This is a genomic window from Chelativorans xinjiangensis (assembly GCF_009812055.1).
In the GTDB taxonomy this organism is placed as follows: Bacteria; Pseudomonadota; Alphaproteobacteria; order Rhizobiales; family Rhizobiaceae; genus Chelativorans; species Chelativorans xinjiangense.
In genome coordinates, this window is the sequence record NZ_WQNH01000003.1 from 221,134 (window position 1) to 243,075 (window position 21,942).

At 65.5% G+C, this 21,942-nt stretch carries 15 protein-coding genes and 1 pseudogene; 7 read left to right on the plus strand and 9 right to left on the minus strand.

Annotation, left to right across the window (positions count from 1 at the left end; all coding sequences use genetic code 11):
* Positions 1-30 precede the first annotated feature (30 nt).
* Positions 31-2,544 (minus strand): hybrid sensor histidine kinase/response regulator, encoded by a 2,514-nt coding sequence (locus tag GM910_RS04145; RefSeq protein WP_246225839.1) that lies wholly within the window; start codon positions 2,542-2,544, stop codon positions 31-33.
* Positions 2,545-2,725: 181 nt separating this feature from the next.
* On the opposite strand from GM910_RS04145, the gene soxR reads away from it, so the two are divergent.
* Positions 2,726-3,184, plus strand: a complete 459-nt coding sequence (gene soxR, locus GM910_RS04150) for a redox-sensitive transcriptional activator SoxR (RefSeq protein WP_159586249.1) — start codon at positions 2,726-2,728, stop codon at positions 3,182-3,184.
* A 206-nt stretch (positions 3,185-3,390) separates the two neighbouring features.
* On the opposite strand, the gene ispG is transcribed toward soxR, so the two are convergent.
* The 6 genes from ispG to GM910_RS04180 form a co-directional block, all read right to left on the minus strand.
* On the minus strand, positions 3,391-4,647 hold the full coding sequence (ispG, locus tag GM910_RS04155) for a flavodoxin-dependent (E)-4-hydroxy-3-methylbut-2-enyl-diphosphate synthase (RefSeq protein ID WP_201285404.1): 1,257 nt from the start codon (positions 4,645-4,647) through the stop codon (positions 3,391-3,393).
* Between the two features lie 167 nt (positions 4,648-4,814).
* A complete protein-coding gene (locus tag GM910_RS04160) occupies positions 4,815-5,591 on the minus strand; it encodes a FadR/GntR family transcriptional regulator (RefSeq protein ID WP_159586251.1) in 777 nt (258 codons plus the stop codon).
* Positions 5,588-6,580 carry an ABC transporter ATP-binding protein gene (locus GM910_RS04165; protein WP_159586252.1) on the minus strand — a complete coding sequence of 331 codons (993 nt, stop codon included), beginning with the start codon at positions 6,578-6,580 and terminating at the stop codon, positions 5,588-5,590. The genes GM910_RS04160 and GM910_RS04165 overlap by 4 nt, the downstream gene beginning before the upstream one ends.
* Positions 6,577-8,526: a dipeptide/oligopeptide/nickel ABC transporter permease/ATP-binding protein gene (locus tag GM910_RS04170; RefSeq protein WP_159586253.1), complete on the minus strand. Its 1,950-nt coding sequence runs from the start codon at positions 8,524-8,526 to the stop codon at positions 6,577-6,579. The genes GM910_RS04165 and GM910_RS04170 overlap by 4 nt, the downstream gene beginning before the upstream one ends.
* The gene (locus GM910_RS04175) at positions 8,523-9,470 is read right to left on the minus strand and encodes an ABC transporter permease (protein ID WP_159586254.1); all 948 of its coding nucleotides are present in this window, start codon (positions 9,468-9,470) and stop codon (positions 8,523-8,525) included. The genes GM910_RS04170 and GM910_RS04175 overlap by 4 nt, the downstream gene beginning before the upstream one ends.
* A gap of 261 nt (positions 9,471-9,731) precedes the next feature.
* Positions 9,732-11,312: an ABC transporter substrate-binding protein gene (locus GM910_RS04180; protein ID WP_159586255.1), complete on the minus strand. Its 1,581-nt coding sequence runs from the start codon at positions 11,310-11,312 to the stop codon at positions 9,732-9,734.
* A 122-nt stretch (positions 11,313-11,434) separates the two neighbouring features.
* Here GM910_RS04180 and GM910_RS04185 point away from each other — a divergent pair, with 122 nt between their 5' ends.
* Positions 11,435-12,703: a Zn-dependent hydrolase gene (locus GM910_RS04185; protein WP_159586256.1), complete on the plus strand. Its 1,269-nt coding sequence runs from the start codon at positions 11,435-11,437 to the stop codon at positions 12,701-12,703.
* Between the two features lie 183 nt (positions 12,704-12,886).
* Positions 12,887-13,669 carry a 3-hydroxybutyrate dehydrogenase gene (locus GM910_RS04190; protein WP_159586257.1) on the plus strand — a complete coding sequence of 261 codons (783 nt, stop codon included), beginning with the start codon at positions 12,887-12,889 and terminating at the stop codon, positions 13,667-13,669.
* Positions 13,670-13,743: 74 nt separating this feature from the next.
* On the opposite strand, the gene GM910_RS04195 is transcribed toward GM910_RS04190, so the two are convergent.
* The gene (locus GM910_RS04195; protein WP_159586258.1) at positions 13,744-14,361 is read right to left on the minus strand and encodes a TetR/AcrR family transcriptional regulator; all 618 of its coding nucleotides are present in this window, start codon (positions 14,359-14,361) and stop codon (positions 13,744-13,746) included.
* Positions 14,362-14,640: 279 nt separating this feature from the next.
* Between GM910_RS04195 and GM910_RS04200 the strand changes: the two genes are divergently transcribed.
* The 3 genes from GM910_RS04200 (at position 14,641) to GM910_RS04210 (ending at position 19,218) form a co-directional block, all read left to right on the plus strand.
* Positions 14,641-15,786, plus strand: a complete 1,146-nt coding sequence (locus GM910_RS04200) for an efflux RND transporter periplasmic adaptor subunit (RefSeq protein ID WP_159586259.1) — start codon at positions 14,641-14,643, stop codon at positions 15,784-15,786.
* A 24-nt stretch (positions 15,787-15,810) separates the two neighbouring features.
* Positions 15,811-18,975 (plus strand): efflux RND transporter permease subunit, encoded by a 3,165-nt coding sequence (locus GM910_RS04205; RefSeq protein WP_159586260.1) that lies wholly within the window; start codon positions 15,811-15,813, stop codon positions 18,973-18,975.
* An 84-nt stretch (positions 18,976-19,059) separates the two neighbouring features.
* On the plus strand, positions 19,060-19,218 hold the full coding sequence (locus GM910_RS04210) for a DUF3309 family protein (RefSeq protein ID WP_159586261.1): 159 nt from the start codon (positions 19,060-19,062) through the stop codon (positions 19,216-19,218).
* Between the two features lie 56 nt (positions 19,219-19,274).
* Here GM910_RS04210 and GM910_RS04215 read toward each other — a convergent pair whose 3' ends face one another.
* On the minus strand, positions 19,275-20,456 hold the full coding sequence (locus GM910_RS04215) for an MFS transporter (protein ID WP_159586262.1): 1,182 nt from the start codon (positions 20,454-20,456) through the stop codon (positions 19,275-19,277).
* A 206-nt stretch (positions 20,457-20,662) separates the two neighbouring features.
* On the opposite strand from GM910_RS04215, the pseudogene GM910_RS27790 reads away from it, so the two are divergent.
* Positions 20,663-21,906 (plus strand): annotated as a pseudogene (locus GM910_RS27790) (IS4 family transposase).
* Positions 21,907-21,942: the final 36 nt, after the last annotated feature.

The window sequence follows — 21,942 nt, forward strand, 5'->3', positions numbered from 1 at the left end:
CCTCGCCGCCGTCTATGGTCAAATTACGGCCTACGCACTCGCCAGCTCTTCCACCCGCCCTCGCCATTGCGCGATCTTGGCCGAGAGCTTCTGCGGCGAGATCGGCTTCGACAGATAGTCGTCCATGCCCGCCTCCAGGCACTTCTCGCGGTCGCCGGTCAGCGCATGCGCGGTGATGCCGATGATCGGCGTGCGGTGGTTCAGTCCGTTCTCCGCCTCGCGGATCGCGGCCGTCGCCTCGAGGCCGTTCATCTCCGGCATGGAGACATCCATCAAGACGATGCGCGGCTTGAGGGCGCGGTGCATCTTCACCGCCGTCTTGCCGTTGCTGGCGATGCGGTAGTTGAGGCCGAGTTGGTCGAGCACCTGACTGAAGACGAGCTGGTTCACCTCGTTGTCCTCGGCGACCAACACGTCGAGCACCGCCGAGGAAGGCCGTTCCGGCCGCTGCGGCCGCGCTGCCGGCTCAACGGGGCTGACCAGGCGCGGCCGGGGAAGCGGGCGCGGCGCCGCCGTGCCCGGCTCGCTTGTCTGGGCGGCCTGCATGGCCGCGACGATGGTTTCCAGAAGTGCCGACGAGCGGGCGGGCTTGTTCAGTTGCGCGGCGATATGGCCCTCGGCCACCAGCCGGCCGGTTTCGGCCTGGTCGACGGAGGTCAGAAGCACGATCGGAATGGCCGCGCTCGCCGGGTCCGCCTTGAGCCGGCGAGCCACATCGGCGCCGTTCATCTCCGGCATCTGATAGTCGAGGATGATGCAGTCCACGGCAGCACCCAGCTCGGCCGAGCGGCGCAGGAAGGCAAGGCCCAGTTCGCCGCTTTCGACGGCCGCGCAGTCGAAGCCCCAGCTCCTCATCTGCTCGATAAGGATGTCGCGGTTGATGGGATTGTCGTCGATGGCCAGCACCCGGGCACCGGAAACGTCGATGGGGACGGGACGCGGCTTGGCGTCGGTATGATCGATGTCGAGCGTCATGGTGAACCAGAAGACGGAGCCCTTGCCCGGTTTGCTGTCCACGCCCATGGTGCCGCCCATCAGGTCGATGAGGCGCGAGGCGATCGCCAGGCCGAGGCCGGTGCCCTCGTGCCGGCGGGTGGAGGAGGAATCGACCTGGGCGAACTTCTCGAACACCGCCTGGAGCTTGTCCTCGGGTATGCCGGGACCGGTGTCCTCCACGCGTACCGTGATCTCCGCCTTCCCGCCGTTCGCCGTGCCCGAAACGTCCACCAGAACGTGTCCACGCTCGGTGAACTTCACGGCGTTGCCGACGAGATTTATGGCGATCTGGCGAAAGCGGCCCATGTCGCCGACGAAGGAGAGCGGAAGCGCCGGATCGATGCGCACGATCAGCTCCAGGTCCTTCTCGGCAACGCGTGGGGAGACCAGCGTCGCCACGTCCTCGATCGCCTCGCCGAGACGGAAGGGCGCCGGCTCCAGCGTCAACTGCCCGGCATCGATCTTGGAGAAATCGAGGATGTCGTTGATGATGGTCAGAAGCGCCGCGCCCGACTTGACGATGACATCCACGAACATGGACTGGCGCTGGTCGAGCTCGGTGCGTGCCAGCAGCTCCGCCATGCCCATGACGCCGTTCATCGGCGTCCTGATCTCGTGGCTCATATTGGCCAGGAACTCGGACTTCGTCCTGTCGGCCGATTGCGCGCGCATCTTTTCGGCCGCCAGCGACACGTTGGCATCGTGCAGCTCCTGATGGGCGTCGTGGATGCGCCGGATCATGGGAAGGAAGACGCGCACGCCGACCAGCAGCGTCGCCAGGATCATCAAGAAGGCGACGAGCACGAGGGTGAACTCAAGCGCGCCGTAGGTCGAGACCGTCTCTTCGTGCAGCGCCTTGGAGACGGCATTGATGTGCGGCCTGACCTTCTGGTTGGCCAGCACCTGCAGCTCGGTGAAGACCCGGCGTGCGGCGGGGACGGAATAGTCGCGAAAAATGTCCAGCCGGTTGGCCAGCGTCATCACGCTGTCGAGCTCTTGCTTCAGCGAGGCTCGGCCCTGTCCGCCGTCCCAGACCTTGCGTACCGATTCGGGAACTGCCGTCCCGGCGACGCTGTCGATAAGCGGGTCCGCCTGCTCTTCTCCTGCGAGGCCGGTGCCGTCGTCCATGGTGATGCGGCGGCTTTCCAGCATGGCGATGTCGCCGCTGGCCGCCATCTCCATGGCTGTGTAGCCCTTTTCCAGACGTGCCAGCGCCGCACTCAGGTCCGTCCGCGCCGTCTCCAGAAGCTCTGCTTCGCCGACATCTCCTGCCGGCTGGGGGCCGTATTGATGGTCGCTTGCCGGATGGACGGCCTCGTGCGCGGCCTCGCTGTGCGCGCTTGCATGCTCCAGCCGCAGGGCGTTGTAGAGGACGTCCCCCGTGGCATCGGCCATATAGTTCAGCAGGGCGCTGAAGCGAACCTGGTCTTTGGCCCTCTCCATCTGCCAGAGCACCACACCGGTGCCCAGGATGACGGCCAGAACGAAACCGACCAACACGGCGACCATTCGCCCACGCATGTAGCGACGCGTTACCACAGTTGACATCGACGGTGCCCCAATCCGCTTTCCCGGTCCCCTAAAGATCGAGCATACCGCTTAAGCGGCGATTAACGATGGTGAAGATGGCGCCTGGGTGCGCGGGAAACGGTGTTTTCGCCCACGCGTCTTGACCGGCCGGCGCTTCGCTCTCAAGTCTAGTTGAGGTTTATTTCAAGGGAGCCGCCGAATGGGGCAAGATGCGCGAATCCCGCGTCGCGAACTCGGCGTCGGCGAAGTGGCGCGGCGTAGCGGCGTCGCCGTCTCGGCGCTGCATTTCTACGAAGCCAAGGGGCTGATCACCAGCCACCGCACCGGCGGCAACCAGCGCCGATACGGCCGCGACGTCCTGCGGCGGGTCGCGGTGATAAAGGTGGCGCAGCGGCTGGGCGTGCCGCTCGCCATCATCGGCGACGCGCTGAAGACGCTACCCGAGGCGCGCACGCCGACCGCCGCCGACTGGCGCAAGCTTTCGGAACATTGGCGCGCCGATCTCGACGCCCGCATCCAGAAGCTCACACGGCTGCGCGACAGTCTCGACGAATGCATCGGCTGCGGCTGCCTCTCCGTCGACACCTGCCCGCTGCGCAATCCGTACGACGAACTCGGCGAAGCCGGCCCCGGCCCGCGCCTGCTCGATCCTGGATGAGGCGTTCCTCGTTTCCCTTGCAGGGTGATCGCTATGGTTTTCGTGCAGCTTGTTTGACCCCCACCCCCCACGAAGCCGTGCTCGGCCTGCCTCCCTCCCCCTCGAGGGCAGGGATTGAGGGTGGGGGTTCGGCGAAGCCGAACAACGACTCCATCCATATGCGATAGCCCTACCCTTTGAGTAGGGGTTAGGGCCTGTCCAGCCGCCTACTCCGCCGCTTCCACCGCGCTTCCCCGCCCGAAGCGGTGCTCGATGTAATCGGCCACCATCTTCTCGAAATCGGCGGCGATGGTCGGTCCGCGCAGCGTGGCGGCTTTCTTTCCGTCGATGAAGACAGGGGCGGCTGGTGTTTCGCCGGTGCCCGGCAGCGAAATGCCGATATCGGCGTGCTTGGATTCGCCCGGTCCGTTGACGATGCACCCCATGACGGCGACCTGCAGCGCCTCGACGCCGGGATACTTCTCCCGCCACACCGGCATGTTCTTGCGAATGTCGGCCTCGATCTTCTGCGCCAGCTCCTGGAACACGGTGGAGGTGGTGCGCCCGCAGCCGGGGCACGCCGCCACCACCGGCACGAACTGCCGGAAGCCCATGGTCTGCAGAAGCTCCTGCGCCACCCGCACCTCGCGCGTGCGGTCGCCGCCGGGCTCCGGCGTCAGCGAAATGCGGATCGTGTCGCCGATGCCCTGCTGAAGCAGGATGCCCATGGCCGCCGACGAGGCGACGATGCCCTTGGTGCCCATGCCGGCCTCGGTGAGACCGAGATGAAGCGCATGGTCGGAGCGCCGCGCCAGCTCCGTATAGACGGCGACCAGGTCCTGCACCTGGCTGACCTTGGCCGATAGGATGATGCGGCTTCTGGGCAGGCCGATCTCCTCCGCCAGCTCCGCCGAAAGGAGCGCGGACTGCACAATAGCCTCGCGCGTCACCTCCTGGGCGGTGAGCGGCGACCCCTTGGCCTGGTTCTCGTCCATCAGGCGCGTCAGAAGCTCCTGGTCGAGCGAGCCCCAGTTGACGCCGATCCTGACCGGCTTGTCGTGCCGGATCGCCGTCTCGACGATCGCCGCGAACTGGCGGTCCTTCTTTTCCCTGAAGCCAACATTGCCGGGGTTGATGCGGTATTTCGCCAGCGCCTCGGCGCAGGCGGGATGATCGGCCAGAAGCTTGTGGCCGATATAGTGGAAATCGCCGACCAACGGCACGTCATGGCCGAGCCGCTCCAGCCGCTCGCGGATCCTCGGCACGGCGGCGGCCGCCTCGTCGCGGTCCACCGTAATGCGTACGATCTCCGAGCCGGCGCGATGAAGCGCGGCGACCTGCGCCACCGTGGCGTCCACATCCGCCGTGTCGGTGTTGGTCATGGACTGCACGACCACGGGGGCATCGCCGCCGACCATGACGCTGCCGACTTCGACCCCGACGGAACCCCGGCGGGGGAAGGGGGAAGAGAAGTACCCGGAAATGGTTTCGGCGGTCATCGACCTGCCCCGTTTTCAACCTGTTGCCAGTGAGGTGGCGAAATGGCGCGCGAATGTCAATGGTGGCTTTCTAACAGAGAGCCGCCAACCGGCCGTCGTCATCCCGGAAACCGGAGCGGTAGCGCAGGTTGTCCGGGATGATGCAGGTGAGGCTACCTCCCCAACCGCAGGAAATCCGTCTTCATCTCCGCTTCGCACGCTTCCATGTAGCGCCAGGCGCTCAGCATATGCTTGTACATGATGGAGCGCACGCTTTCGCCGTCTCCGGCCTTCAGCGCCGCGATCAGCCGTGTCTGGTAGGAAAGCCCGGTCTCGCGCAGCGCCGGGTTGGGGCGGTCGTAGATGCGGCGGCAGACGGTGAGGTTGCGCAACAGGTTCTGCAGGAAGCCGCACATGAAGCCGAGCACGGGGTTGGGGCACAGCTCCGCCAGCACGGCGTGGAAGTCGAGTTCGGCCATGCGCTGCTGGTATTCCTCGCCCACCGTCTCCGCCGGGTGGTCGTAGACGCGCATGGTCTCTTCCAGCCGCTGGTAGTCCTCCTCGCTCAAGCGGCCGACGAGACTAGCCGCAAGCTCCGGCTCCAATTGGCAGCGTACCGTGTATATGTCGGCAATGGAGGGCTGGCGGAAGAAGAAGTAGTTGGCGAGAAGCTCCATCGCCCGCGTGTCTTCGAGCGCTGCGACGAAGATGCCGCCGCCCGGCCCCGTGCGGGTGGTCACCAGCCCTTGCGCCTCCAGCGAGCGCAGCGCCTCGCGCATGGTGCCCTTGGAGGCGCGGAAGCGCTCGATCAGCGCCTTTTCCTGCGGCAGCCGGTCACCGGGCTTGAGGTTCTGCGTGACGATCCAATCCTTGATCTCATCGGAGATGACGGCCGGCCGTTTCGGCCCGCGCGGCGGTCGCGCCCTGCCCTTTTCAGCCATGCCCGTCATCCGGCTGCCTCCAGTGCTGCATCCTCGAGCGGGTGGAAGCAAGCGGCCCGGCGCCCTTTTTCCCTCGCTTCGAGCGGCGGACGGGTTTCGCGGCAGGTTCCGTCGGCGCGCGGGCAGCGCGGCGCGAAGGCGCAGCCGGGCGGGGGGTTGTAGGGATCCGGGAGCTCGGCGAGGCCTTCTTCGCCCCTCAACCCCTTCTTGCCCGGCACCGGGGCGGAGTTGAACAGGAGCTTCGTATAGGGGTGGCGCGGGTAGGCGAAGAGATCCCTTGCTGCGGCCTCTTCCACGATGCGCCCGAAATACATCACCGCCACCCGGTCGGAGACGCTCTCCACCACCGACAGATCGTGGCTTATGAAGATATAGGTAAGGCCGAAGCGAGACTTGAGGCCATCGAGCAGGTTCAACACCTGCGCCTGCACCGAAACGTCCAGCGCCGAGACGGGCTCGTCAAGCACCAGGATTTCCGGCTCCGCCGCGAGCGCGCGAGCGATGCCGATGCGCTGCGCCTGACCGCCGGAGAACTCGTGCGGGTAGCGGTCGAGGAACTCGGCCCTGAGGCTCACCGCGTCCATCAGTTCGGCAAGGCGCTCGCGGCGCTTCTGCGCGTCGAAGCCGAGCAGATGCTTCATCGGCGCTTCGAGGATACGGCGGATGGTCTTGCGCGGGTTGAGCGAGGAGACCGGATCCTGGAAGACGTACTGGATGCTGCGGGCGAGCCCTCGCGGCGAGCTTTTGGCGAGCGCCGTCACATCCTCGCCTTTCAGGCGGATGGTGCCGTCGCTGGGTGCATCGAGGCCCACCAGCATGCGCGCCAGCGTGGACTTGCCGCAACCTGATTCGCCGACAATGCCCAAGGTCTCGCCTTCATTCAGGGAAAGGTCGACGCCCTGCACGGCGTGCACTTGTGGCTTTGTCTTGCCGAGAAGCGTGCGCCCGCCGCCGAACACGCGCGTCAGGCCTTCGACCGCCAGAACCGTCTCGCTCATTGGGCAGCCTCCGACTGTTCCGGTTTCAGCGGCTTGATGCAGCGCACGGCGCGCTCCGGCGCGAGGCTCTCCAGCGCGATCTCGCCCTCCCGGCAAGCCGCCTCGGCATAGGGGCAGCGCTCGGCGAAGGCGCAGCCTTCGGGCAGGCGGTTGACCGCCGGCGGCAGACCGGAGATCGCGTCGAGCCGCCGTTCCGGCTCGCCCAGCACCGGCACGCAGTCGATCAGCTTGCGCGTATAGGGATGGGCGGGTGCGTTGAGCACCTCATCCGTCGGCCCGGTCTCGACGATGCGCCCCGCATACATCACCGCAACGCGGTCGCAGATCTCCGAGACCACGCCGAAGTCGTGGGTGATGAAGAGGAGGGCTGAACCCTTGTCGTCCTGCAGCGCGTCCATGAGCTTCAGTATCTGCGCCTGCACGGTGACGTCGAGCGCGGTTGTCGGCTCGTCGGCGATCAGGATCTCCGCGTCGTTGGCGAGCGCCATGGCGATGGAGACACGCTGGCGCATGCCGCCGGACAATTCGTGCGGATAGGAACCCGCGCGCTCGGCGGCATTGGGAATGCGCACCATCTTAAGAAGCGCCACCGCCCGCTTCCACGCGTCGCGATAGGAGAGCGGCTGGTGGGCACGGATCGCCTCCGTCACCTGGTCGCCCACGGTGAAGAGCGGATGCAGCGTCGACAGCGGGTCCTGGAAGACATAGGCGAAGGCGCCACCGCGCAGTTTGCGCAAGTCGGCTTCGGAAGCCTCCAGGAGGTCGCGGCCCTGGTAGAGCACGCGCCCGCCGGCGATGCGCCCCGGCGGCGTCGGCACGAGGCCGAGCAACGACATGGCGGTGACGGATTTGCCGGAGCCGGATTCGCCGACGAGGCCCAGGCACTCGCGTTCCTTGAGCTGGAAGCTCACCCCACCGACGGCCTTGTAGACATCGCCGCCGACGCGGAACTCGGTCCTGAGGTCGCGCACGTCGAGCGCCGCTTTCGCGGGCGTCTCCGGCATCGCCGGCACGTCCTCGCGCTTCACCGCCGTCGCCGCCGCGGGACGGCTGAGCGCGCCGGACTTGAGCCGCGGGTCGAGCACGTCGCGGATGCCATCGCCGACGAGATTAATGCTCATGACGAGGGCGAAGATCATCAGGCCCGGCACGATGGAGACGTGCGGCGCGGTGAACAGAAGCTTGCGCCCCTCGCCCAGCATGGAGCCGAGATCGGCCTGTGGCGGCTGCGCGCCAAGGCCAAGGAAGGAGAGGCCCGCCGTCTCCAGGATCATCCAGCCGACGGTGGTTGACATGGTGATGACGATGACGGGCAGCACATTCGGCAGCACCTCGGTGAGCAGGACACGCAGGTGCCCTTTGCCGGACAGGCGCGCCGCGTCGACGAACTCGCGGTGGGCGAGCGACAGCGCGACGCCGCGGATGTTGCGGGCGAAGAAGGGGATGTTGACGACGGCAATGGCATAGAGCGCGTTCATCAGGCCCGGGCCGAGCACGGCAACGATGGCGAGCGCGAGCAGGATGTAGGGGAAGGCCATCAGCATGTCGATGCCGCGCATCATGAAATTGTCCGTGCGCCCGCCCGCGTAGCCGGCGACGAGGCCGATGGCCGAGCCGACAACCGCCGCCACCAACGTCGCGGACAGGCCAACGGCGATGGAGACGCGCGCGCCCCACATGAGGCGTGAGAGGAGGTCGCGGCCCAGTTGGTCTGTGCCCAGGAAGTGGCCCTCCGCGAGCGGACGAAGAAGGCGGTTGGCCGGATTGGTGATGTCGGGCGGTTGCAAGGGCAACCACGGCGTGAGGAGGGCGGCGAGCGCGATCACAACCAGGAGGCCGAGGCCGAAGGCGGCCAGGCGGTTCGCCACCAGGAGCGCGAAAAAGCTCGGCCGCCCGCTCTTCCTTATCGGCTCGACGGGTTTTGCGGTGTCAGTGGCCGTGCTCATGTCTTCAGCCTCGGATCGAGCATGTGCTGAACCATGTCGGCGAGGAGGTTGAACAGCACGTAGCTGGCGGCCACCACCAATACGCCGCCCTGCACCAAAAGCAGATCGCGGGTGGAAATCGCCTGCACCAGCATGCGGCCGATGCCCGGCCACTGGAACACGGTCTCGATATAGACCGCCCCGCCGAGCACGAAGCCGGCCTGGATGCCGATGACCGGAATGACGCTGACGAGCGCCGCCTTGAAGGCATGGCGGTAGATCACCCGGCGCTCCGACAGGCCCTTGGCGCGCGCGGTGCGGATATAATCCTGGCGCAGGACTTCGAGCATGGCCGCACGCGTGAGCCTGGCGATCACCCCCGTCGCCACCACGGCCAGCGTGATCGCCGGCAGCGCCAGATGCGACAACAGGTCGAGCGGCCCACCGCCGCCATAGATCGCATACATGCCGGACGGCGGCAGCCAACGCAGGTTGACGGCGAAGACAAGGATCAGAAGCAGCCCCAACCAGAAGGAAGGCATCGAGATGCCGATGAGGACGAAGAAGGTGACGATGCGGTCCGTCCAGCCGAACTGGCGCACGGCCGAGACGATGCCGGCGACAAGGCCGAAGACGGTGCACAAGACGAGGGAAGCGCCGGCGAGGATGAGCGTCGCGTTGAAGCGCTCCAGCACCTCGTCGATGACCGGCCGGTTGAGCGAATAGGAGCGGCCGAAATCGCCCTGTAAGAGGTTGCCGAGCCAGATGAAATATTGCTCCGGCAGGCTGCGATCGAGGCCGAGTTGCCGGTTGATCCGCTCGACATTTTCCGGCGTCGCGTAGGCGCCCAGGATGGCCGTCGCCGGGTCGCCGGGGATCATCGCCATGATGAGAAAGACGATGACCGTCAGGCCGAACAGCACCGGTACGATCATAGCCAGGCGCTTGAGGAAATAGGCGAGCATCAGACGGCTCCCGAAGGGGCAATTTGAAAAGCAGCGCCAAACTTGATTTTCCGCCCTCGCCCCTTCGCGCCCCCCTCTGGCCTGCCGGCCATCTCCCCCACGAGGGGGGAGATCAGGGGCGGTGATGTCGGCGCCCTCTTGTTAAGCGCAGGCGCCAAGTCTGATAACAGCGTAATCTCCCCCCTTGGGGGGGAGATGGCCGGCAGGCCAGAGGGGGGTGCGAAAGGGCTGGTCGCGGGCAGCATTATACTCTCGCAACGGCTACTGTTTCGCCACATCCCTCAGGATAAGGAAGAAGGACGGCTGCAGGCTGAAGTTCTGCACTTCGGCCTTTGCGACAGCGCTCTGCTTCCAATTGGCGATGAAGGCCCAGGGCGCGTCCTCGTGGACGATCTCCTGCATCTGCTGGTAGAGCGCGGCTCGCTCTTCCGATTCGGTGGCCTGGCGCGCCTGCTGGAGGATGGTATCGACCTCCGGATTGGAGTAGTAGCCGGAGTTGAAGCCGCCCTTGTCGGGGAAAGCATCCGTGCGCAGCGTCAGATAGGGCAGCGTGTCCGGATCGTTGGTCATCCACGCCATCTCGGCCATGTCCGCCTTGCCTTCGAGGCCCGGGTTCACCTCGCCCAGGAAGGTGTTCCACTCGTAGGTCTCGATCTTCACGTTCATGCCGACGGCGGCGAGGTCGGCCTGGATGGCCGTGCCCATGGCGACGGGGTCGAGCATGCCGGAACCGCCTTCCGTGACGTAGAAGACGACCTCCTCGCCGTCGTAGCCGGCCTCTTCAAGAAGCTGCTTCGCTTTCTCAGGGTCGTAGGGATAGGGCTCTAGGGCCTCGTTGTAGGCCCAGGCGAAGGCCGGCGGCGTCGGGCCGGCGGCGATCTCGGCCGTGCCCTGTAGCACGTTCTCCACCAGCGCCTGCTTGTTGATGGCGTAGTTCACCGCCTGGCGCGCGGCCTTTTCCTTGAACGGCTCCTCTTTCATGTTGAGGATAAGAAACCAGACATGCGGTCCCGCCTGCTCATAGACGGCGAAGGCCGGATCGTCGGCGAACTGTGCAATATTGTCCGGCGGCACCTCGACCATCAGGTCCAGGCCGCCCGAAAGCATCTCGGCGACGCGCGTGTTGGCATCGGTGATGGGGCGGAATACGACGGCATCGAGCGGCGGCGCGCCGTTCCAGTAATCCTCGTTGCGCTCCACCACGACGCGGGAATTGCTCTGCCATTCAGCGAACTTGAAAGGCCCTGTGCCGGAAGGGTTGCGGCCGAAATCCTTGCCATGCTCCTCCACCGCCGCCGGCGAGACGATCAGCCCCATCGGATAGGCGAGGTTGGAGAGGAAAGGCGCGTAGGGCTCGTTGAGCGTGAAGACGACCGTATGCTCGTCTTCCGCCGTCACTTCCTCGACCGCCGAGAAGAAGAAGGCGAGCGGAAACGGGCCGGTGTCGTGATAGGGATGGTCTTCGTTCAGGAAGCGCTCGAAATTGAACTTCACCGCTTCCGCGTTGAAAGGCGAGCCGTCGTGGAAGGTGACGCCCTCGCGCAGCTTGAACGTATAGGTCTTCCCGTCTTCGGAAATCTCCCAGCTTGTCGCCAGCGCCGGCTCCACTTCCAGCGTGCCGTCGATATAGCGCACGAGGCCGTCATAGACATTCATCAGGATGCGGAAGTCGTTGACCGCCGTCACCGCATGCGGATCGAGCGATTTGGGCTCGGCGATCTGGCCGACGATCAGCACGTTGGGGGGCGTCTGTGCCTCGGCCGGCTGGAGACCGACCGCGGCGAAGCCCGCCATGGCCAGCCCTGCGAGCGCGCCTTTTAGCACGCGCGAAAACCCTGTCATGACAACCTCCACATTTCTCTTGGAATGTTATTATCGATTGAGATCGTAATTTATCATGATAAATACGCAAGCCTGAATCCGCCTCTCCTTGCCCAAATTTTAGCCATGGCTAAGCATCGATCATGACCAGCGAGACCGCCCGCCTACCGCGTATCGACCCCCAGCGCCTGCGCCAGGACCTTGAAACCCTTGGCGGCATCGGCCGCAACCCGGTGACGGGCGGCATCGACCGCGTCAGCTTTTCCGATGCGGACATGGAGGGACGGCGTTTCATTGCAAAACTGATGGAGGAGGCGGGGCTTGCCGTTTCCATGGACGGCGCAGGCAATCTTTCGGGCCGTTGGGAGGTGGGCGACGGGCCCGTGGTCATGCTCGGCTCGCATCTCGACAGCGTGCCCGACGGCGGCATGTTCGACGGTGCGTTGGGCGTTGTGGCCGCGCTCGAATGCGTGCGCGCCATGAAAGAGGCCGGCCTGACCCCGGCACGGCCCGTGGAGGTGATCGCCACGGCCGAGGAGGAAGGTCGCTTCGGCGGCATGTTCGGCGCCCAGGCGCTTGCCGGGCAGGTGACGCGCGAATGGCTGGAGACGACGCACGATGATGGCGGCACGCGGCTCTTCGACGCCATGCGGGCGCAGGGGCTGGAACCCTATGAAGCGCTGAAGGCGAAACGGCCGGAAGGCTCCATCGCCGCCTTCCTGGAACTGCACGTGGAGCAAGGCCCGGTGCTGGAGGCGGCGGGGAAGCCGGCCGGCATCGTCACCGGCATTTCCGGTGTCTTCAACTGGACGGTCCGCCTTTCCGGCGAGGCGAACCACTCCGGCACCACGCCAATGGACATGCGCCGCGACGCCTTCATGGGGCTGGCCGACTTCGCCCATGACATCCCCGAGCTGATCGCCGAGCGCGGCGGCGAGACGAGCCGCGTGACCATCGGCAAGGTGGCGGTGGAGCCGAACTTCCCGCACACGGTGCCCGGCCATGCGGAGTTCTCGCTGGTCGCCCGCGACATGGACGAGACGGTGATGCGGGCCTTGGCGGACGGTGCGAAGGCGCGCATCGAGGCCGCGGCGAAGAAGCACGGCCTCTCCTTCTCGATCGAGGAGACCAGCTGGCTCGCCCCCTCCCCCTGCCATCCCGAGATAATCGCTGCCTTCCAGCGCGCCGCCGAACGCCTCGGCCTCGACGCGCCCCTGATGCCGAGCGGCGCCGGCCACGACGCGCAGACGATGGCGGGGATCACGCGCGCAGGCCTTATCTTCGTGCCGTCCGTCGGCGGCATCAGCCATGCGCCGGAGGAGAGGACGGAGTGGGCCGATATCGAGGCAGGGACGAATTTGTTGCTGCATGCGGCGATGGAGATCGCGGGGGTGGGAGTGAGTAGTGAATAGTGAATGGTGAGTAGTGATGGTTTCGGCAGCCTCACCAGCTAAGGAAGTCCCGCCATTCACTATTCACTATTCACTATTCACCGTCACCATCCCTTGCCCCGCCCCAGCGCAGCGCCGCGACCGCTTGGCAAGCGATGATGCATTGCAATATGGTCCCGACCATCAGGTAAGGAGGCATCTCACGTGAGCAAGGCAAGAACCGCCATCGTCACCGGCTCGACCTCGGGCATCGGGTTGGGCATCGCACGCGCGCTGGCCGCCGACGGCTGCAACGTGGTCGTCAACTCCTTCACCGACAGCAAGGAAGACCATGCGCTGGCCGACGGCATCGCCCGCGAGTTCGGTGTGACGGCGGCTTATACCCAGGCCGACATGTCCAACGGAGAAGAGTGCCGCCGGCTTGTTGAGGAGACCGTGGAGCGCTTCGGCGCCATCGATATCCTCGTCAACAATGCCGGCATCCAGCATGTGGAGGCCGTGGAGACGTTTCCGACGGAAAAGTGGGACGCCATCATCGCCATCAACCTGTCCTCCGCCTTCCACACCATCGCCGCCGCCGTGCCGCACATGAAGCGCCAGGGCAAGGGCCGCATCGTCAACATCTCGTCCGCCCACGGCCTGCGCGCCTCGCCCTTCAAATCGGCCTATATCGCAGCCAAGCACGGCGTGGTCGGGCTGACGAAGACGGTGGCGCTGGAGTTGGCAGACGATCACGTGACCTGCAACGCCATCTGCCCAGGCTACGTGCTCACCCCACTGGTGGAGGCGCAGATCCCCGACCAGATGGCGGCGCATAACATGGACCGCGAAACGGTGGTGCGCGAGGTGATGCTGGCGCGGCAGCCGATCCGCGAATTCGCCACTGTCGAGCAGATCGGCGCCGCCGCCGTCTTCCTGTGCTCCGACAACGCCGCGCTGATCACCGGCACCACGCTTTCGGTCGACGGCGGCTGGACCGCGCGGTAGAGCAATTCCAGGAAGAGCGAAACCGGTTTTCCGTCCGGAATTGCGACAAAACAACGGGTCTAAACATCTAGGGGCTACTTTTCCCTTAGCGCCAGTTCGATCAGCGTGACGAACCGACGCGCCGACTCCTCGGCATGCGTGCCGCACAGGCCGCGGGCCTTCAGCCCCTCCAGCACATCGAACAGCATCTCCGCGAGCGATTCCGCGGACAGCCCGCGCTCCTCCAGCCGCACTCCGCGCCGTTGCGCCTCTTCTCCGATCGCCCTGGCGAAGCAGCCGATCATGCCTTGCCTCCAGCCGGCGACCATGTCCGAGGCGATGTTGTGGTTCACGTCGATGAGCTCGTCGCCGTGCGGCGAATGCTCGATCGTGCGGAACATCTGGAAAAGTGCCCGGTCGAGCGCCGCCATCAGCCGCGCGTCGAGCGGCCCCTCCTCGAACAGCACCGCGGAGGCACCTGCGCGCGATCGCGCGAGCATCGTCTCGCCGACGGCGCGGAAGATGTCTGCCTTGTTGCGGAAAAGAAGGTAGAGCGCCGGCCGCGAAATCTCCACGGCGCGCGCAATGTCGTCCATCGTCGTGCGCGAGAAGCCGTAGGCGAGGAAAACCTGCATTGCAGCTTCGACAATACGCGCCCGCCTCGGATCGTCCGCCCCGCTGTTCTCTGCTGTTCTTGGAGTGCTCACTACCATCGTGCAATTGGTTGTTGACAAAATTACGCAATTTGTCAATGTGTCGCTGCTCGAAATGCCGCCTTTGTGCTAGCGCAGGGCATTCTCGGGAAAGCACGACCGCGACCATGGTGACAGCCTGTTGTCAGGAGTGGTGGATCGTGTGGCTTTTTTGCAATGCAAGACCGCTGTAAGGGAATAAGCCATATCCTGCGGTGAGATTGAACCGTCCACCCGCCGACCCCATATGGGACCAAATTTTACCGCGTTCGGCAGGGGTCCAGCAGACTGGAAATCGTCATGCCAAAGATAAAGTTCCACAAGGTTGCGGCTGTCGTCGTTCTCGTCGCAACCGCTGCCTGGATTGCGACAGGAAAGTTTTCCTCTGTGGGCAGTGCAAGCCAGGAAGCCGAGGCCGCCAGAACCGCCGAAGCCGAGATGGAACGCCCGTCCGTTCTCAAGACGGTCCAGGTGGCGGTGCCGCCGCGGCTCGAGCATGCACGCACCATCCGCGTCTCCGGGCAGACAGAGGCGGACAAGCAGTCGGTCCTGGCCGCACGCTCGGCCGGCATTGTCGAGGAACTCCCCTTCTCCGAAGGCGACGTCGTCAAGGAAGGCGATCTTGTGCTGCGGCTCGAAACGGAGGGCAAGAGAGCGACCGTGGAATCCGCGCGCCAGACGCTGGCCCAGCGCGAAGCCGAGGCCGCTGCCTCCGAGCGGCTGGCCCAGAGCGGCAACATCGCCACCCTGCGGCTCGACGAAGTCCGTTCCGCCGTTGCCAACGCCCGCTCGGCACTGGAAACAGCAGAGGCGGATCTCGACCGCGTGACCGTGCGTGCGCCCTTCTCGGGCATCATCGACCAGGTGCATACGGAGGAAGGCAGCTCCCTGATGCAGGGCGCCGAGGTGGTCACGCTGCTGAAGCTCGACCCCATACTCGCCGTCGGCGAGGTCAGCGAACACGACCTCGGCAATATCCAGCGCGGCGACGAGGCGGAGGTGCGCCTTGTCAACGGCGAGACGCTGCGCGGCACGATACGGCATATGCGCCGTGCCGCCTCGCCTCAGACCCGCACCTATCGCATCGAAGTGGCGATCGACAATCCGGACGGCCGCATCCCTGCCGGCATGACGGCGGAGGTCAACATCCTGGCGCAGAGGGTGGAGACCGTCGCTCTGCCGCGCTCGGTCGTAACCCTGAACGCAAAGGGTGAGTTGGGCGTGCGCGCGGTGGATCCTTCGGGAAAGGTGGATTTCTATCCCATCGACATCGTCGACGACACACCGCAGGCCCTCTACCTGGCCGGCATTCCTTCGGACGCCCGCATCATCGTCGCCGGTCAGGACCTGGTGACGGACGGAGAGACCGTGAACGCCGAAAAGGTCGATGAAAGCACGCTTGGCCTTGCCGGCAACCCTGCCATGCAGAAGGCGATGCAGCAGTAGCGCGCGCGACGGGGACACCGATCGATGGATATTGTTCGACTTGCCATACGCAATGCGCGGCTCACGCTGTCCATATTGCTGTTTTTCGTGGTCGCCGGCGCGATCGCCTATGTGGATATCCCCAAGGAAGCCGAGCCGGACGTTCCGATCCCGGTCATCTATGTCAGCCTGAGCTATCAGGGCATTTCGCCCGAGGATTCGGAGCGGTTGCTGCTGCGGCCGGTGGAGACTGCGCTCAAGGGCCTGGAGGGTGTCAAGGAGATGCGCTCGGCCGCCTATGAGGGCGGCGGCTTTGTGCTGGTCGAGTTCCAGGCCGGCTACGACTTTTCCAACGCGATCGAGGATGTGCGTGCCAAGGTGTCGGACGCCGAGCGCGATCTGCCCTCCGGCGCCGACGAACCGTCCGTCAACGAGGTCAATATCTCGGAGTTCCCGGTCCTTGTCGTCACCCTTTCCGGTGATCTTCCCGAACGTGCTCTGACGACCGCCGCGCGCAACCTGCGCGACCGCATCGAGGAGATTCCGGGCGTTCTGGAAGGTTCGCTGCAGGGCGCGCGCGACGAATTGGCGGAAATCATCATCGACCCCGTCAAGCTGTCCTCCTACGGGCTGCAGCTCGACCAGCTCATCAACGGCGTCAACGCCTCCAACAGCCTGGTCGCAGCCGGCGCGCTGGAAGGCGGGGAAGGCCGCTACGCCGTCAAGGTGCCTTCGCTCATCGAGAATGTCGAGGACATCGCCAACCTGCCGATCGTGGCGACCAGGGACGCCGTGGTGCGAGCCCGCGATCTCGCCACCATCCGCTCCACCTTCACCGACGCCGAGACCATCACGCGCCTTGACGGCCAGAAGGCCATCGCCATCGAGGTGAAGAAGCGCGTCGGATCCAACCTGGTCGACACCGTCGATGCCGTGAAAAAGGTGTCGGAGGAATTCGTCCAGACCATGCCCGAGGGCGTGCAGGTGTCCTACAGCCAGGACAAGTCGGTCTTCATCCGCGACATGCTGGACGATCTGCAGAACCATGTGCTGATCGCCATTATCCTGGTCTTCATCATCGTCCTCTACACGCTGTCGGGCCGCGCCTCGCTCCTCATCGGCCTGGCCGTGCCCGCGTCCTTCCTGATGGGCATCTTTGCGCTCTCCATGGGCGGCTATACGGTCAACATGGTGGTGCTGTTCAGCCTCATCCTGGCCGTCGGCATGCTGGTGGACGACGCCATCATCGTCACCGAGTTCGCCGAGCGGCGCATGACGGAGGGGATGCCGAAGGCGCAGGCTTTCGAGCTCGCCGCCAAGCGCATGGCCGGCCCGGTGATCGCCGCCACCATGACACGCATCGCCGCCTTCTCGCCGCTGTTGTTCTGGCCGGGCATCGTCGGCGAGTTCATGAAGTATCTGCCGATCACGCTGATCGTCACGCTGGCCGCGTCGATGATCTACGCTCTCATATTCACGCCCACATTGGGCGCGCTATTCGCCAAGGCGCACGTGCATGAAGAGCCGCCGCCGGACGGCTGGTACATCCGTTTCGTGAGGCAGGCCCTGCGCTTCCCCAAGACCGTGCTTCTCTTGACGGTCGCCCTCCTGGTCGGCGTGCAGGTCGCCTATACGCAATATGGCGCCGGCGTCGAGTTCTTCCCCGATGTCGAGCCCGAATACGGCCTGATGTACGTGCATGCGCGCGGCAATCTCTCGCTCGAGGAGATGGACCGGCTGGTGCGGCCGGCCGAGGAGAAGCTGGTCGGCTGGCCGGGCATCGAAACCGTCTACACCCGCGTCGGCCAGACGCGCGGCGGCGGCGAGGACATCGACGAGGATGTGATCGGCGTCCTGCAGTACGAGTTCGTCGACTGGCGCGAGCGCAAGCCGGCGGGCGAGATCCTGAACGATCTGCGCGCCGAGATGGCCAGCATGCCCGGCGTCGAGGTCGAGGTGCGCGTGCCCGATGCCGGCCCGCCCACGGGCCAGCCCATCCAGGTGCAGCTTTCCGCTGCGAATCCCGAGGGTCTCAACGACCAGGCGGCGGCTGTCGCGGAAATGCTGGGGGGGATCGACGGCGTCATCGACATTGCCGACGGCCTCCCCCCGCCGGGCATCGACTGGGCGATCCGCGTCGACCGGCCCAAGGCCGCCCAGTACGGCGTCAGCCCCACTGCGGTCGGCAACGTGGTGCAGCTCGTGACCAACGGCCTCAAGCTGTCGGAGTACCGCCCGGCCGGCGTCGACGATGCGGTGGACATCCGCCTGCGTCTGCCGGAGGACCGGCGTACGCTGTCGACGCTGGACCAGCTTCGTATCGGGACCGCGCAGGGACCGGTGCCGATCTCCAACTTCGTTACCCGCGAACCGGAGCTGAGCAGCGGCATCCTGAATCGCATCGACGCCCAGCGCACGATCACCGTCACCGCCAACATCGCCAGCGGCTATCAGGAAGCGGCGGTCCAGCAACAGGTGATCTCAGAGCTCAACGGCATGGACTTCGGCGCCATGCGCTGGAAGCTCGCCGGATCGAGCGAGGAGAGCGACGAGGCCGCGGCCTTCCTGTCGAAGGCGTTCGGCGCGGCGATCTTCCTCATCTTCGTGGTGCTGCTCGCCCAGTTCAACAAGTTCACCAGCGTCTTTCTGGTGCTGATGACCGTGGTCATGGCGACGATCGGCGTCTTCCTCGGCCTTCTGATCACCGGCCAGACCTTCGGTATCGTCATGTCGGGCATCGGCGTGATCGCGCTGGCGGGCGTGGTGGTGAACAACAACATTGTCCTTATCGACACCTATGACAGGCTGCGCGATGAGGGCATGAAGAAGTATGACGCCATCATCCAGACCTGCCGTGAGCGTGCCCGGCCGGTGCTTCTGACGGCGATCTCGGCCGTCCTCGGCGTTCTGCCGATCGCCTTCGCCCTCGGGCTGGAGCTGGCTGACCGCGAGGTCACCTTCGGCGCACCGTCCACGCAATGGTGGATTTCGCTGTCGGGGGCCATCGTCTACGGCCTGAGCTTTGCCACGGTGTTGACGCTGATCGTCACGCCGGCGGCGCTGATGGTGTTCACCCGCGAGGCACGGCCAGCGGGTGAGAAGCGCCGCAGCCTGCTTGCCCGCCTCTTCCGTCGTCGCGACGAGGGTGCGGATGCCGGGAGACCCGAAGAGGATGTGCCCGTCACGGCCTTCCCCAAGGCCGCCGAGTAAAAGCCCGCGCCGGCACGGCGGGGGAACCTGCCGTGCACCCGGGCGTTGTCTTGCCGTTCCATTATCAACGGCAGGGACAATGCCATGTCAGTCACCACCATTCTCATCATCATATTGCTGCTCGTCCTGCTCGGCGCGATACCCACATGGCCCTACTCGCGCGCCTGGGGCTATGGCCCTTCCGGTATCGTCGGCGTCATTCTCCTGGTGATTCTGATCCTGGCCCTGATGGGCCGGATATGACGTGCCCGCCCCCGGCCATCGGGAAGGCCGGTCGTTTATTCAAGGCGATAGGAGCGTTACGAGGCGCCTGCCGAGGGTGCGGGTTCGGCGATTTCGTCCGCCGGCCGCACCAGGTTCGACATCAAAAGCACCACCCCCAGAAGCACGGCAAAGCCGATGAAAACCGGTGTGAAGCCCGTCCGCTCGGCCACGAAGCCGACGATGGATGGCGCGGCGAGCATGCCGGAATAGCCGATCGTGGTGGCCACGCTCATGCCGGCGGCCGACGAGATGCCGGGCTGGTTGCCTGCCGCCGAGAAGGCGATGGGCACCATATTGGCAATCCCCAGCCCGGCCAGGGCGAAGGCCAGCGTAGCAGCCGCCGGCGAGGACGCCAGCCCCGCCCCCAGCATGCCGACTGCGGCGACGATGCCCGAGAGCCGCATCGTCGTTACCGCGCCCAGCCGGTTGCGCACCCCGTCGCCGAGGAAGCGCATCAGGGCCATGGCCCCGGAAAAGGCGGTAAAGGCGAGGCTCGCCGTAGCCAGGCCGGCGCCCATCTCCTGGCGCAGATAAAGGGCCGCCCAATCGAGGACGGCCCCCTCCGGCGCCATCGAGAACAGGGCGACGATGCCGGTAAGATAGACAAGCGGATTGCGCGGAAAGCCGCTCAGCCGGCCGCCGCCCGTCGCCGCCGGCTTGCGCTCGACGATGAGTTTCGGCATGGCGGCGAACACGAGCACGAGCGCAAAGACGGTGACGGCGCCGGCATGCGCCAGATGCCCCCATTGCTCGGCCAGAACGCCGCCCACACCCGCGCCGACGAAGCCGCCGAGGCTCCAGAAGCCGTGCGAGGAGGACATGATGGCACGCTGCAGCCGGCGCTCCACGACCACCGCATTGGAGTTCATGGCGACATCCATGCCGCCCAAAAGGCCGCCGAAGGCAACAAGCGCCGCGATCAGCGTCGGCATGCCCGGCGCCGCGGCTATGGCGAGAAGCGAGCAGGCGCACAAGACGCCGGACACGCGCGCCACCGCACGCGAGCCGTAGCGGCTGATGAGCCATCCGCACATGGGCATCGCCACGACAGCCCCGAGGCCGAAGATGAGGATAAGCAGGCCAAGTACCGTCTCACTCAGCGAGAAGCGCGCGACGAGCAACGGGATCTGCGGCGCCCAGCTGCCGACCATGAAGCCGTTGACGAAGAAAAAGGTCGCAACGGCCCAGCGGCCGGAGAGCGCGTTCTCTTGTGACATGTCGATATCCGTAGCTGACCTCGGAAAGGAGAGCGAACCAACGGTCCTTTATATTCACCGCTTGCGGGTTGGGACTGTTCAGGCATGGATCCTCGGGTCAAGCCCACTGGTGTCCGGTTAAATTTTCTGGACACGGCGCATGACATTGATTCTACTCTGTTTCAGACGTTTCGCGGCGTTTGAGACATGAGCAGAAGGTCAATGTCATGCGGCACCACAATAGCGTTTTTCACGGGCTTCAGAAGCATATTCCGTGGGCGGTATTCGAGCGGCTTGTGGACAAGCACCGAGCCGACCACAGGGTGCGCCGGCTCGACACCAAGAGCCAGTTCCTGGCGCTCCTGTTCGGGCAATTGGCGGGGGCGGCGAGCCTACGCGACATCGAGGCGGGGCTGATGAGCCAGTCCGCCCGTCTCTACCACCTGGGCATGGGCTGCGTGGCGCGCTCCACCCTGGCCGACGCCAATGCCCGGCGGCCGGCAGCACTTTATGGCGAGTTGTTCGCCCATATGGCGGCGCAGGCCAGCCGCCGCACGCGCCGGCACCTCAAGGATGCGGTGCGCATCCTCGATGCCACCAGAGTGCAGATGTCGTCGCTGAGCCGGGGCTGGCTGGAGACGCAGAACGGCCGGCGCGCCATCAAGCTGCACAAATCCTCGATGCCACCAGAGTGCAGATGTCGTCGCTGAGCCGGGGCTGGCTGGAGACGCAGAACGGCCGGCGCGCCATCAAGCTGCACATTGCCTACGACCCGGCGGCCGATGCCCCGCTCAATGTTGTGATGACCAGCCAGCGGGTCAACGACATCACCCCGGCCAAGGCCATGCCGGTCACACCGGGAATGACCTATGTGTTCGATCTGGCCTATTACGATTTCGCCTGGTGGGCGGCCCTGGATGCCAAGGGCTGCCGCTTCGTCACCCGGCTGAAGAGCAACACCGGGCTTGACGTTGCGGCCGAGCAGGCCGTGCCCGCGGACGGCAACATCCTCGCAGACCGCATCGGGCTGTTGCCGCAGCGCATGGCCCGTGCGCGCCGCAACCCCTTCGCCGCGCCGCTGCGCGAGATCACCGTGCGCATCGAAACCGGCAAGACCATCCGCCTGATCACCAACGATCTCGATGCTCCGGCCGAGGACATCGCCGATCTCTATAAGCAGCGCTGGCAGATCGAACTGTTCTTCAAGTGGATCAAGCAGAACCTCAAGCTCAGCCACTTCCTCGGCACTTCCGAGAACGCCGTGCGCACCCAGATCTATGTCGCCTTGATCGCCCACATTCTGCTGCGCGCCGCCCAGGCAACCCAGAAAGCCGTCACCCAGCCGCTCGCCTTCGCCCGCCTCGTTCGCCTCAACCTCATGCACAGGCGGCCCATCGACGCCCTCAACACCCCACCGCCGCCAGTGCCGCCCGATCCACGGCAAATGACCCTAAACCTCGCGCCAGCTTAACCGGACACCAGTGGGCTTGACCCGAGGATCCATGCC